Origin of the sequence: Coleofasciculus sp., assembly GCF_046539235.1 — a bacterium.
Classification (GTDB): domain Bacteria; phylum Cyanobacteriota; class Cyanobacteriia; order Cyanobacteriales; family Coleofasciculaceae; genus Coleofasciculus.
Window position 1 is genome coordinate 14,605 of record NZ_JBKHHI010000002.1, and the last position, 13,891, is coordinate 28,495.

Below are 13,891 nucleotides of genomic sequence, written 5' to 3' on the forward strand. Positions count from 1 at the left end.
GGTCATTGGTCATTGGTCATTGGTCATTAGTCATTAGTCATTAGTCATTAGTCATTGGTCATTGGTCATTGGTCATTAGTCATTGGTCATTGCTTTAACGCTATTAGCAACCAGTCATTAATAGTCATTTGCCGTTTGTCCGACAATCCCCAACTTCAACGAAGTAAGTTGGGGTTATTGAATGGTCAACAACCAAGGACAACTAAGAATTCCCTGTTCCCTAACGAAGGACGAATGACGCATGACAAAGGACGAACCACAACTTTAGCAATAGCGGACAGATTGTTCTAGGGGTAAAGGTTCCCCAGTTTGGGCATCGGTGTTGTGACAGGCAAACATGACCTTGGGGGGAAGTTTCTCAAATTCCAGATCATTCCCCGTCCCTTGTAGGACATAGCCGCGTAATTCTTTGATGGGTAATTGGGTAAATTCGTCAATATCAGGCGTAAACGAACGCAGGATCAACGAACCATGAGGTTGACACCCCCCCAAAAGTTTGGCGACAAAGAATTCCTTGATATCCAAATCCGTTCCATAAGTTACCTTATGTCCCTGACGATTCAGGTCAATGGCAAACGACTCCCCATCACTATTGAGGAAAGTCGCGATCGCACTCGAGTTACAGTGCGACTCCAATTCAGCTAAAAACAACCTGACTCCTGATTGTGCCATAGTGATTACTCCTCTAACGCGATACAATCGGTCGTTGCCCAACGGGCGTACACTGAGGTCTGGGGTTCGGGTAGCTTGTTCATAGCATTATTCGGCAGCATAACCGTCAGGCGATCGCCGGTTAAGAGTTCCACGACCAAGTGAACGTGAGTTCCCAGATACATAACATGTTTGAGACGACCTTCAAAGCAATTCACGGTTGAGTTGGGTGGTGAAAGACTCAAGCGAATTTTCTCCGGACGCACGCTAACCACCATTTCCTTCGAGTTACTTATCCATTCTTTGGCGTCAGGGGATTGCACAACCATCTCCAAACCGCTGGACGTGATAATTTGTAGCGTAGAGGCATCGGCAGCGTGCAGGCGACCCTTAAACAGATTCGTATCACCGATAAAATCAGCCACAAAGGGAGTACGGGGACGTTCGTAGATTTCAGTGGGGTTGCCCACCTGTTCAATTTTCCCTGCCTCCATCACGGCAATCCGATCAGACAGGCTCAAGGCTTCTTCTTGGTCGTGGGTCACCATAATAAACGTTAACCCCAAATCCTGATGCAAGTTGGATAGTTCCACCTGCATTTCTTTGCGAAGCTTAAAATCTAACGCCCCCAAGGGTTCATCCAACAATAGAACAGTAGGACGATTCACCAAGGCTCGTGCTAATGCTACCCGTTGTTGTTGTCCTCCAGACAGTTGAGCGGGAAATCGATTGCTATAAGTTTCCATTTGCACCTGTTTGAGGGCTTGTTTGACTCGCTCCTCAACGTCTGTCCCCTTGAGCTTTTTCAGTCGCAACCCGAAGGCGACATTTTCCGCAACCGTCAGGTGATTGAATAGAGCATAACTTTGAAATACTGTATTGACAGGTCGGCGGTGAGGAGGTACGTGATTCATGGGTTGCCCTTGAATCAAAATCTCACCTGCAGACGGAGACTCAAATCCTGCCACTAAGCGCAGGGTAGTCGTTTTACCGCAACCTGAGGGACCGAGAATGCTAAAAAATTCTCCCCGTCGGATCTTCAAGTCAATTCCCCGAACCGCTGTCTCGCCATTGAAAACCTTGAAAACCTTGCGGAGTTCAACATCAAGCTCAGCCGTAGTATCCGGAGCGCGTTGGTCTTTAACGGAAGGTTGAAACATAATAATTCATTCACTAGCGCCAAGTCGCCCTGATTTAACCAATGAAACCTGATCCAAGGTGAATTCGTTAATCCTTTTTTTTATACTTGGGTCTATTTTATCTGTCTACCGAGGAAAGGATGCGCTATTATTTCACCTTGATGCGACTGGGTTAACGACCTAGTTTGGCACAGATAAGTCACTTCTGTGAAAAAAGCGTCACAATCAACAATAGACTGAGTACAAACTACTAAACAGAGTTGAGAAGCCGTTTACTATGACCGTGATTCAGCCCTATTCCGGAGGTCGCCAAACAACACCCCGTACCGTTGGACGCAATTACCAATCAGTGATTGTCATGCTGATTGTCAGTTTGCTCCTAGTCGGGGCAATGGGTTCTCGTCTGGCGTACTTACAGTTGGTTCAGGGAGAACGTAACCGACAACTGGCTGAAAATAACCGGATTCGGCTGGTGCCGAAGCAACCAGTGCGGGGCAATATTTTCGACCGTAAGGGCAAAGTGCTGGCCAGCTCTCGCTTGTCTCATTCAGTGTTCTTATGGCCCGTGGCACTGAAAAAAGCCGAATGGCCCCAAACGCGCCAACGTTTGTCCCAACTGTTAACTATTCCCGAAGATGAGATTCAAAAACGAGTCGAACGGGCTGGCTTTGATTCACCCTCGCTGATCCGGATTGAACGGGGTCTTTCACCAGCCCAAATTACTGCTCTACAGGAGTATAGCCATCAATTAGATGGCATCGAGGTGGATATCGAAGCCGTCAGAGACTATCCCAATGGGGATGTAGGTGCTCACGTTTTAGGATATACCGGGGAACTGAATGATAAAGAATTAAGACAACGTCGCGCCGAAGGTTATCGCATGGGCGATGTGGCTGGGAAGATGGGGGTTGAAGAAGCCTTTGAACCAACCCTGCGAGGAGAATGGGGCGGTCAGCAAGTGGAGGTCGATGGTGCAGGTCAAGTTCTGAGGATTCTGGGTGAGAAAGAGGCAAAATCAGGTAAAGACCTGCAAATTACCCTTGATTTAAAGACCCAGAAGGCAGCCGAAGCCGTATTGGGCAATCAAAAGGGTGCGATTGTCGCCCTTGATCCCAGAAATGGAGCGGTTTTAGCCATGGTTAGCCGCCCTACATTCGATCCCAATATTTTCTCCAGCCGGATTACCCCAGATATGTGGAAGCAATTGCAAGGGAAAGGAAATCCCTTTGTGAATCGGGCGATGCGCGGATTTCCCCCGGCGAGTACGTTTAAGATAGTGACCCAAACCGCGGGTATGGAGTCGGGGAAATTTGGACCAGGTACCGTTTTGCCCACCTTTGCCACCTTGAATGTTGGGGGTACAGCCTTTGGCGAATGGAACCGTGCCGGTTTTGGTCCGTTGGGATACCAGCAAGCTATGGCGTGGAGTAGTAATACGTTTCATGGTCAAATTGGCAAAGGGGTAGGTGGACCGACTTTAATTGAATGGGCGAGGAACTATGGATTTGGTCAACCTACGGGAATTGAGTTGTCTGAAGAAGCTGCCGGTTTGATTGCGGATGATGCCTGGAAGCGGAAGCGCTTTAACTGGGAATGGACGGTTGGGGATACCGTGAATATGTCCATTGGCCAAGGATTTACTCAGGCAACACCCCTGCAAGTGGCAGTCATGTTTGCTGCTCCGGCTAATGGTGGCTATCGAGTTAAACCGCATTTACTTAAGGACGATGAGGGGTTAAGCAATTGGCGGGTGTCAATGGAAATGAAGCCTTCAACGATAGAGACACTACGTAAGGGATTACGAGCGGTGGTTGATGGTGGTACGGGACAAGTGTTAAATGTGCCTCATCTACCGCCGATAGCTGGAAAGAGTGGCACGGCTGAAGCGCCACCTGGAAAGCCTCACGCCTGGTTTGGTGCCTTTGCGCCATTCGATAAACCCGAGATTGTCGTGGTCGCTTTTGCTGAACATTCCGGTGGTGGTGGCGGTTCCGTCGCTGCACCGATGGTTAAGCAGGTGTTGGAAGCTTACTTTGATGCCAAGTCCCCGGATGAGGCAAAGGAAAAGTAGGTAGAGCTGGGGGAGCATGTAGAGACGTAGCATGCTACGTCTGGGAAGATGAGGGATCATGTAGAGACGTAGCATGCTACGTCTGGGGAGATGAGGGAGAAAATTTCTGTTCCCTGTTGCCTGTTCCCTGTTGCCTGTTCCCTGTTCCCTGACGAATGATAAAGGTGTACTAAGACAGATAACGTATTCATCTTCAGCCAATTGGCTGATGCGAGTTCCGGAAAAGTTATTGTATGATTACGTTAGATTTCCGCTGCTCCTATATGTCAAAAACATTGAGTGTGCACCCTAAATATATCCAAGCTGTCGAACAAGCTTGGAGATATAAGAGTAACGGACAAGAGCAAGAGCTAGCTGAACAGCTAGGTCGGTCGCTGCCTATTGTAATTAATAATCTTTTTCTCAAAGGTCAACCCGTTAATCAACTAAATTTTCTGCAAATTTGTCAGCTATTAGGACTGGATTGGCGAGAAGTGGCTGGCTTGCAGGGACAAGAATCATCGCTCACCGCTGTATCTTCTGTAGCCTTTAATTCGGGTGAGAATCAAATTAACTCTTATTTTTCCGTCGAAAAAGACACGGTCGATAAAGCGTTACAGGATTTGGTACGCACTCTTTGTGAAATGTTAGGTCGTATCACTCGTAAAGCTGGAGACTTGCTGAGTGCCGATCGCGCCAGTATCTTTTTGATCGATCAGCACAAGAAGGAAGTTGGTTCTTTAATCGCTGAGGATGGAAAAGGGGGTTCCTTAATCATTGATATCCCCATGAACAAGGGAATTGTTGGTTTAGCCGCCCGCTCGTCCAACATGATCAATATTCCCTTTGATGTCTACGACGATCCCCGTTCAGAACAAGCGAAGAAAACCGATCAAAAAACAGGTTACCGCACTTATACAATCCTGGCGTGGCCCCTGTTGAATCGCCAAAAAGAGGTTGTTGCTGTTGCCCAATTTATCAACAAGCTCAAACCTCATTCAAACCCTGACGAAGACTTATCGCAGCGAATTGACAAAAAGGGGTTTACTTCAGAAGATGAATTCGTTTTTGCGAAATTTTCCCCATCAATTATGGATATTTTAGGCAAATGTCAGCTCTGCCATCAACTGGCGCACAAACTTCAAGCGAATCAACAAATTACTAGAGGTGGTGTTGTCTTGGGAGAAGATGAGTTGATTGCTGAACTCAGGCAGCGAGCGCAACAGCTACGCCAGGGCTTTGCTAAGCTAGTATAGCAGAAGCGCCCTGACCAATCAATTTAACTCGGTGGTGGTGGAAAGAAGAGAACGGGATGCCAACTACGCCGCATTAATTCCCCAGCAAAGCTACGGATAGGCAATTCAATAATACTGCCGATTGTTTCAGAGGAAACCGCGATCGCGCTGATGTCAAACACTGTCGCCGCATCTAAAACTTCCAGATAAGGATTACCGACTCGGACTTCTGTCTTAACTTGCAAACCCAGCGCTTCTAAGTCAGCTTTAATCGGCTTCAGCTTTTCCTGGGCGACTTGGACTTGGCGTTGGGCTGCTTCCGGATTCAAGCTTAGCGCTTAGGGAATGTCTATGATTAAGTTTTGCTTTTTCTCATTCTGGGCAGATATGAGTAAGTTTAGCAATATATTTTAGGATTTAGTCAAGCTCTTTTTACTGGTGTGGCGTTGTGTGTTTCAGAGAATGAGGTCTTCGAGCCAATCAATCCAACGCTTGATGACGTATTACTTACAACTTATTCCATTCCGACCGAAGCCTTACGCTTAGTTGACGCCCCAGCATCCCCAGCTCTTTTCCAGTGCAGGAACCAAGCAAGAGAAGGAGGTCGCCCACTATATAGGGACCACTGATCGTACTTTTAACTGGGTTCTAGACCCCATTCATGTTTGAGAAACTCCTTGTACATATTTTCACGCATGATCATTTGCTCGTAGAGCTTAACCAGAAAGTCTTGAGCTTGCTCACGGCTCATTTGCTGCACCTGGGTTTCAAACGAGCGGATATTAAATTGTTGTTCGAGGGAAAGTTGCATGGGTTGGGACATGGTTATCTCCTTGAATGTTAGAAAAAATGGACATTCAGATGACACAAGCCTGCATTTGGCGAGGGCTATGTTCTGTGAACGGGTCAACCGTTCCCCAGCTATATTAAAAACTGTAACAATTATTTGACAAATTGCCTATACCTCCAAATAAAGATTTCTGGTGAATCCAAAGATGGAGAATCCTTCTGAAAAGTTTCCGCTCTTGGATTGAGGCAGTTGTATCAGCTTGTTACTAAAGCAAACTGCTCAAGGTGAACAGTTGCTTGAGTATATTTACTGAACATCAGCAAACTTTGACATGATTGCCCGACTTTGGTTAAACGGCTCTAATTCCTACAGATTGGAGGATTGAGGATTTGTTATATCAGAGATAAGTATCGTTCACTAAAGTTTAACTCGCTAAAATGGGGCTATGTCTCAATCAACGCCTGTGCCTAAATCCTCTCCCTCTGCTGACCCCACAACAGCAGAAAAACCTCTATTTATCCTGGTTGACGGTCATTCTCTGGCTTTCCGTTCCTATTACGCCTTCGCTAAAGGGCGAGATGGGGGACTGCGAACCAAGACGGGGATACCCACGAGTGTGTGTTTTGGCTTTCTCAAATCCCTATTAGAGGTGATCAGTTCCCAGCAACCTCAGGCGATGGCGGTGGCGTTTGACCTAGAATTGCCCACGTTTCGCCACAAAGCTGACGATACCTATAAAGCAGATAGAGCGGAAACACCGGAAGAATTTATCCCGGATTTGCAGAATCTCAAAGAATTGCTGACGGCGTTGAATTTACCCGTATTGGCGGTTCCGGGCTATGAAGCTGATGATGTTTTAGCCACCTTGGCACATCGGGCGACAGATGAAGGGTATCAGGTGAAAATTTTAACCGGCGATCGCGACCTGTTTCAACTCATCGATCCGCAAAAGCCAACTACGGTTCTCTATCTTAGCCAGAAGGCGTTGAAAAGCGGTAGTTCCACAGGACTGGAAGAATATAGCACCCAAGAGGTAAAAAATAAACTAGGTATTACACCAGAACAGGTGGTGGATTATAAAGCCCTCTGTGGCGATAAGTCCGATAATATTCCCGGAGTGAGGGGAATTGGCGAAAAAACGGCGGTTAAGTTACTGAATGATTACGGTTCCCTGGAAGGCATTTATGCGTCCCTCGATCAGATTAAAGGCGCAGTGAAAACTAAGCTGGAAACGGGAAAACAGGACGCCGAACATTCTAAGTACTTAGCACAATTGGCATTTGATGCGCCTGTGGATGTAGAGTTAGAGGAAGGCAAGTTAGAAGGATTTGATACCTCTGTCCTCAAACCTCTCTTACAAAACTTGGAGTTCGAGTCTTTCTTAAAGAAAATAGACGACCTCCAGCAGCGTTTTGGTGGGAAAGTGGTGGAAGAGACGGAGATGGAATCAGAACCATTAGTTGCAGATAGTAGTCCTGATCTTTCTTTCTGGACAGCTGATGAAACGGAAAACTACCAGAAACAAGCTGTAGCAAATTGTCCGATTCAACCTCAGATTATCGACACAAAAGATAAGCTGGAGCAGCTTGTCCAAATCCTGAAAAACTGCACAAACTCAGCAACTCCAGTGGCTTGGGATACGGAAACCAGCGCTTTAAAGCCACAGAACGCCGAACTTGTGGGAATTGGCTGCTGTTGGGGAATCGAACCAGCAGAAGTTGCCTATATCCCTATCGCCCATGAGCAGGGTGATAATTTAGACCAACAGACGGTTCTAGAAGCACTGCGTTCTATTTTAGAGCGCGATCGCTATCCCAAAGTGCTACAAAATGTAAAGTTTGACCGTCTGGTGCTGCGAACTCAGGGGATTAAACTAGCTGGGGTAGTCATGGATACGATGTTAGCCAGTTATGTCCTCAATCCAGATAATAGCCATAACCTCAATAGTTTAACTGAGCGTTATTTAGACCAAATTCAGCTAAAAAGCTACAAAGATTTAAAAATTCCCAAAGGAAAAACCATTGCTGCATTGAGTATTCCCACCGTAGCCAACTACTGCGGGATGCAAGTTTATGCCACGTTTCAACTGATGCCAAAACTGCGAGAAAAACTGGAGGCAATTCCAGCGCTAGAAAAGTTGTTGCTGGAAGTTGAGCAACCGCTAGAACCTGTGTTAGCCCAGATGGAATATCAGGGAATTCGTATTGATACTGCTTATCTCAAAGAACTCTCGGAATCCCTAGAAAAAAAACTCGCAGATATTGAACATAATGCTGATCAAGAAGCAGGAGTTGAATTTAATTTAGGCTCTCCTAAACAGTTAAGTGAGTTACTGTTTGAAAAACTGAACCTTGACCGCCGTAAGTCGCGCAAAATGAAAACAGGGTACTCCACGGATCATGCCACCTTGGAAAAGCTGCAAGGGGATCATCCGGTTATTGATACCATTCTCGAACACCGCACCCTCTCTAAGTTAAAATCCACCTATGTTGATGCTTTGCCGAAACTGGTTCATAAGGATACCCAACGCATACATACTGATTTTAATCAAACGATAACCAGCACGGGACGTCTATCCTCATCGAATCCTAATTTACAGAATATTCCGATTCGGACGGCGTTTAGTCGCCAAATTCGCAAAGCATTTTTACCTGAATCGGGTTGGTTATTAGTATCAGCAGACTATTCCCAAATTGAGTTACGCATTTTGGCACATCTGAGTCAAGAACCTGTACTGGTGGAAACATACCGGAATAATCAGGATGTTCACGCAGTAACCGCTAAATTATTGTTTGAAAAAGAAACTGTAACACCAGACGAACGGCGATTGGGTAAAACGATTAATTTTGGCGTGATTTACGGTATGGGACCCCAGCGATTTGCCAGGGAAGCGGGGGTATCGGCGGCACAAGGAAAGGACTTTATTGACAGATTGAAGCAGCGTTATCCCAAAGTTTTTGGGTATTTGGAGCAAATGAAACGGGACGCGATCGCGAAAGGTTATGTGGAAACTATTTTAGGTCGTCGGCGTTACTTTGAGTTCAATAGCAACAGACTGCGCGATGCTAAAGGGAAAAATCCTAAAGAGATTAATCTTGATGAATTCAAGGGAATCGGTAAAGATGACGCTGGCTTACTCAGAGCCGCCGCCAATGCGCCCATACAAGGATCTAGTGCTGATATTATCAAAATTGCCATGGTCAAAATGCATGAGGTTTTACAGAATTACCAGGCGCGATTACTGTTACAAGTTCATGATGAATTAGTATTTGAAGTTCTTCCGGCTCAATGGGAGGAGTTGCAACCAAAAATCCGAGAGACGATGGAATCAGCCGTTGAGTTATCTGTACCGTTGGTAGTGGATGTGAGTGAAGGGAAAAATTGGATGGAAGCGAAGTAACACTGATTTCACGGATTTAGAGGAGAGTTTAGGGTGGGGTGGGAGAGGTTAATAGAACTGATTGCACAGAGGGTGAGTTCTCTGTGTCGATAGGTGTGCTTTAATATTCAGGGTTTTGGAAAGTTTTATCTTTTCTGTGAAATCCGTGTCAAGACATCGGGTCATACCCAATCCGAGTTAGCTACCCTCGTCATAACCTAGTCCTTACCTTGCGGACTACCCTTCGGGAAGGCTTCGCATACATTTGTGTAGCAGCGATTTCAATCGCCGTAGCCAAAGGGGGTATTACTATTGTTCTAAATCCAATTTAAATGTGTCGGTTATTCCCGCTTGCAGTTTACGGTTAATCCTGTGTTATCTAGGTAGTGAAACAGTTACGTTCTCACTTAGTTTAGTAATATGTCTGACAATTCTCAATCTTCGGCTCAACTTCCACCAACCAGCGCCATCCAGAGCCATTCTTTAACCGCCACAACTGAACACTGGTTTGAATATCCGGTGCGGGCACATCCTCACCACAGTGATTATGCAGGTGTGGTTTGGCATGGTAATTACTTAACCTGGATGGAAGAAGCACGGGTAGAATGCTTACGATCTATCGGCATCGAGTATGCTGACTTAGTGGCGATGGGATGTGAATTACCTGTAGTTGAACTCTCTGTGCGCTATCACCGTCAGCTTCGCATGGGTCAAACCGCTATTGTCAAAACCCGGATGACGGATATGGACGGAGTTCGTATCTATTGGGATTACCAGATTCAATCGCCTGATAGTAAAGAACTCTATGTAACCGGTCGGGTGACGTTAGTTGCTGTTGACCGGGAGAAAGGCAAGATTCTGCGAAAATTACCGTCAGCCGTCCAAGATGCACTCGTGAAGCTTTCCCTTTAATGGGCTTGGTTACCAAGCCCCTACTCCCCATCACTGTAATTATGGGTATTCAACCGGACATGATCTGACTGGTGCAAGATGTGAGTAAAGTAAACCAAAATGTTGTTCCCTCTCTTGGAGAACTAATAACGCCAATTTCGCCGCCGTGTGCTTTAATAATTTGCCGACACAGATACAATCCTAAGCCAATACCACTTAAACTGCGAGAAGAAGCGCCGCGATAGTAGAGATCAAAAAGGCGATCGCACTGCTGTTGTTCCATCCCTACCCCATTATCCGCGATCGCACAGCGCACCATACCCCCCTCAGCAGCATCCTCCACCACCGTCGCACTCAGGCTTAGCTGAATTCCGGGCGGGTTATGTTTCATCGCATTAGTGATTATATTCTCGAACACTCGCCACAATTGCTTGGCGTCAGCACTCACGAACGGTAAATCATCGGGAACTTGATTTGTCCACGTCACTTGATTTTTTGCCAGTAACGGTTGCAACTCCGTCAGAATCTCTTGAATCAGTTGACTCAGTTGCAGGGGTTCACATTCACAGGGAATCCCGTAAGATTTAGCTGCGTGAATTTCCAATAACGAATTAATTAAATTAAGTTGGCGATCGCTACTTTGAATCATCCGCTCTACAATAGAACGCGAGACTGGAATTGTCTGATCTCCTTGGTCATTTAGTCTAGGTGCTTTGTCCTCAGTAAACGAATAACCATTAAGTACATTCTTCAGCACCATTAACATCCCCATCACCGGTGTGCGTAAATCATGGGATACCGCATGTAAGAACACATCCTTGAGTTGATTCAGTTCTTGCAGTTCCTGCATTTTTTGCTGCAATTGTGCCGTTCTTTCTTCGACTTGATGCTCTAAGTTCGTATTCAGTTCGCTAAGCTGTTGGTATAATCGTCCCTGCTTAATCGCAATTGCTACTTGTGTCGCCAGACGGCGCAGTAAATCCACTTCCAGGGGTTGCCAATGACGCGGACTTGTGCATTGATGCGCCACTAATAAGCCATACATTTGCTCATCCACGACAATCGCCACCGCTAACGCGGCTTTCACTTGAAATTGCTCCAAATAGTCGGCGCGTTCAGGAGACGTTTCCCAAAGAGCGGTATCATCAATCACTTGCACATCAGTATGTTCAAATAAAGCAATTAACTCCTGAAGATACTCATCATTTTCTACCGCTAAATCCCAACAGGAGGGAAAATTATCCGTCACTGATTCCGCCACAACTTTGCCATGCATCGTCCCATCCATATAACTAATCAGCACCCGATCCGCTTGCAGAAACTGGCGCACTTCTGCCACAGTCGTATTCATAATTTCATTCAGATCCAAGGAGCGGCGAATTCGAGCCGCAATTTCTCCTAACAAGCGATCGCGTTCAGCCGCTTCTCGTAACCGGGCTTCGGCTTGCTTTTGCTCGGTAATATCCCGCACCACGGCTAAAAGATGGGGTTTCCCTTTATACATAAACCCGGTTCCCCGTACCTCAATGGGAAACGGCGTACCATCGGAACGCAAATCTACCGCTTCCCGTTGAAACGGAACCCCCTGTCTGACAGCAGTAAGATACTCGTAAAATATGGGATGGGAGTCCGGATGAATAAAACGTTCGGGCTCAAGATGGATAAACTCGGAATAGGAATAACCATGCATTTGACAAGCGGCTGGATTCACCTCCACCAGTTGTCCGTCTAAATCGCTAATAATTAAGCCATCCGTCGTGGCTTCAAAAATTGCCCGATATTGGATTTCACTCTCTTTGAGACGCCGTTGAGCCAATTTACGCTGAGTAATATCAAGAGTAAGTGCCAGTAAGCAAGGTTCTCCCCTTAAATTAATAATCTCGGCGGAGAGTAAACCGATGAGAATCTCACCCGATCTGGTGCGAAACTCATACTCCTGGTTGGTAATCGCTCCGTGCTGCTGTAGACTATGAACCATGCGATCGCGATCCTCAGGATTCACCCAGATATTCAATTCCGCCGCGGTGCGACCAACTGCCTCTTGGCGTTCATACCCAGAATACCGCATAAAGGTTTCGTTAACCTCGATATACCGTCCATCTGCTAAGGTGCTAATCGTGATCGAATTTGGACAACAGCGAAAGGCTTTAGCAAACTTTTCCTCGCTCAACCGCAACGCCTCTTCCGTGCGTTTGAGTTCAGTAATATCCACGCTGACACAGACAGCTGCTTGACCCTGTTGGTATTTCTGGGCAACTAATAAATAATACCGACAATTATCACCAATCAAGGTTTCAATTTCTCGCTTGGCTTCCGGGAGGGGACTAGCAAAAAACTGGGCAATAAAGTCCTTAAATCCGGGGGTGGAATTCATAAACCCCAGTTCCTTCCCCACAAATGCTGCGGCGGATAATCCGAATGTCTTAGCCAGATAACTGTTAACGCCTTGGTACTTCAAATCTGTCCCCACCCAAGACACACATCCGGGTACAGCATCTAAAATCGCTTGTAACTGGTCTTTCGCCGCTTGCAGTGAAGCGATTAACTGCTGTTCCGTTTCCTGCGCCCGTTGACGTTCAGTAATTTCCTGGCGCAATTGCTCATTGATTACGGTTAACGCCGCGGTGCGTTCAGCGACTCGCTGTTCCAATTGTTCATTCATCAAGCGCAGAGCGTTTTGAGCTAAATGACGCTCGGTGATATCGTGACCAATACAGAGAATACCCGCTACTTGTCCCGATTCATCCATCAGCGCTTTATTCGTCCACCCTACCCAAACGCGACTCCCATCCCGGCGAATATTTTCGTTTTCGTGGTAGCGGTATTGATCCGGGTGTTGGATGATGTATTGGATCAGGTTTGTCAAGTCCCGTCCCGATGTCTCGGTTTCTGGAATAATCGTCTCCGCCGCGGAACGTCCCAGGATTTCTGTTTCCGGATAACCCAAAAACTGTTGGGCAAATTCGTTTAAAAAGGTGATTGTACCTTGAGTATCGATGCGTAAAATCAGGCTATTGGCATTTTCGACAATGTTACGATAATAAGCCGCTCGCTCTTGCCATACCTGCTCAACCTGTTCTCGTTGAGCAATCTCGCGCCGCAGTTGCTGATTGATCCGTTTTAATTCCTGGATCTCGTCTGAGTGGTCGGCTTGGGATTGAGTCTCAGGGTAAAATGACAGGGGGATAGGAGTTTGCAGAGGAGAATTAGGCGATCGCGGATGGTTATCGCCTTGGTGGTTGGTAATGGCTAGCCAGAACTGTTTGAGCTTGTGATACATCGGTGGCGTTCCGAGAAGGGTTAGAAGCTGTTCCCAAAACGTAATGTTCTTCCCACTATACTCTGACAAGTCTGGCGATTTTTATATAATTGCATCCAAACCCAAAATTAACCCACCGGGAGACGGTGGGCTAATAGACCGATAAGTTTCATGAAATAGTGACCCTGATGAATTCCTGGCTCTCTCGTACCTTATGTGTATATGGAACAGAGTTGAGAGTCTGTCGATGTAGCGTTAAAGACTCCGATAGCTGGTTCAACACCCCTCCTACACGGTTTTTTTGGGAGCGCGGCTGGGAAGAATCCAGCATAATACGGGCGACAGAAAAATTGAGAAAACAGAAACAATCAAAATCATCGATAAAACTTGGCTGAGTTCAGTAGTCATGATCTTTACCTCAATAATTTTTTATTTGGTTACGCTGCTTTTCTATTTCAAGTTTAACCGCCCTGTATCTTGGCGAACAAAGTTTCCTG

The 13,891-nt window shown here is 46.3% G+C and carries 9 protein-coding genes; 4 read left to right on the forward strand and 5 right to left on the reverse strand.

Features of this window, described 5'->3' with window-relative positions:
- Positions 1-264: 264 nt before the first annotated feature.
- A complete protein-coding gene (locus ACLFWI_RS00450; RefSeq protein ID WP_446409088.1) occupies positions 265-672 on the reverse strand; it encodes a hypothetical protein in 408 nt (135 codons plus the stop codon).
- Positions 673-677: 5 nt separating this feature from the next.
- On the reverse strand, positions 678-1,811 hold the full coding sequence (locus ACLFWI_RS00455) for an ABC transporter ATP-binding protein (protein ID WP_446411255.1): 1,134 nt from the start codon (positions 1,809-1,811) through the stop codon (positions 678-680).
- A 256-nt stretch (positions 1,812-2,067) separates the two neighbouring features.
- Between ACLFWI_RS00455 and mrdA the strand changes: the two genes are divergently transcribed.
- Together mrdA and ACLFWI_RS00465 are read left to right on the forward strand one after the other, a co-directional pair.
- The gene (mrdA, locus tag ACLFWI_RS00460) at positions 2,068-3,861 is read left to right on the forward strand and encodes a penicillin-binding protein 2 (protein WP_446411256.1); all 1,794 of its coding nucleotides are present in this window, start codon (positions 2,068-2,070) and stop codon (positions 3,859-3,861) included.
- Between the two features lie 281 nt (positions 3,862-4,142).
- A complete protein-coding gene (locus ACLFWI_RS00465) occupies positions 4,143-5,096 on the forward strand; it encodes a GAF domain-containing protein (RefSeq protein WP_446411290.1) in 954 nt (317 codons plus the stop codon).
- 23 nt (positions 5,097-5,119) lie between these two features.
- Here the strand turns inward: ACLFWI_RS00465 and ACLFWI_RS00470 are convergent, their stop codons facing one another.
- Complete coding sequence (locus ACLFWI_RS00470; protein ID WP_446411257.1) at positions 5,120-5,404, reverse strand: universal stress protein; 285 nt, start codon at positions 5,402-5,404, stop codon at positions 5,120-5,122.
- Positions 5,405-5,712: 308 nt separating this feature from the next.
- Positions 5,713-5,898 carry an NblA/ycf18 family protein gene (locus ACLFWI_RS00475; protein WP_446411258.1) on the reverse strand — a complete coding sequence of 62 codons (186 nt, stop codon included), beginning with the start codon at positions 5,896-5,898 and terminating at the stop codon, positions 5,713-5,715.
- 412 nt (positions 5,899-6,310) lie between these two features.
- On the opposite strand from ACLFWI_RS00475, the gene polA reads away from it, so the two are divergent.
- Both polA and ACLFWI_RS00485 read left to right on the forward strand, forming a co-directional pair.
- A complete protein-coding gene (polA, locus tag ACLFWI_RS00480) occupies positions 6,311-9,265 on the forward strand; it encodes a DNA polymerase I (RefSeq protein WP_446411259.1) in 2,955 nt (984 codons plus the stop codon).
- Positions 9,266-9,664: 399 nt separating this feature from the next.
- Positions 9,665-10,156 carry an acyl-CoA thioesterase gene (locus tag ACLFWI_RS00485; RefSeq protein ID WP_446411260.1) on the forward strand — a complete coding sequence of 164 codons (492 nt, stop codon included), beginning with the start codon at positions 9,665-9,667 and terminating at the stop codon, positions 10,154-10,156.
- 49 nt (positions 10,157-10,205) lie between these two features.
- On the opposite strand, the gene ACLFWI_RS00490 is transcribed toward ACLFWI_RS00485, so the two are convergent.
- The gene (locus tag ACLFWI_RS00490) at positions 10,206-13,415 is read right to left on the reverse strand and encodes a sensor histidine kinase (protein ID WP_446411261.1); all 3,210 of its coding nucleotides are present in this window, start codon (positions 13,413-13,415) and stop codon (positions 10,206-10,208) included.
- Positions 13,416-13,891: the final 476 nt, after the last annotated feature.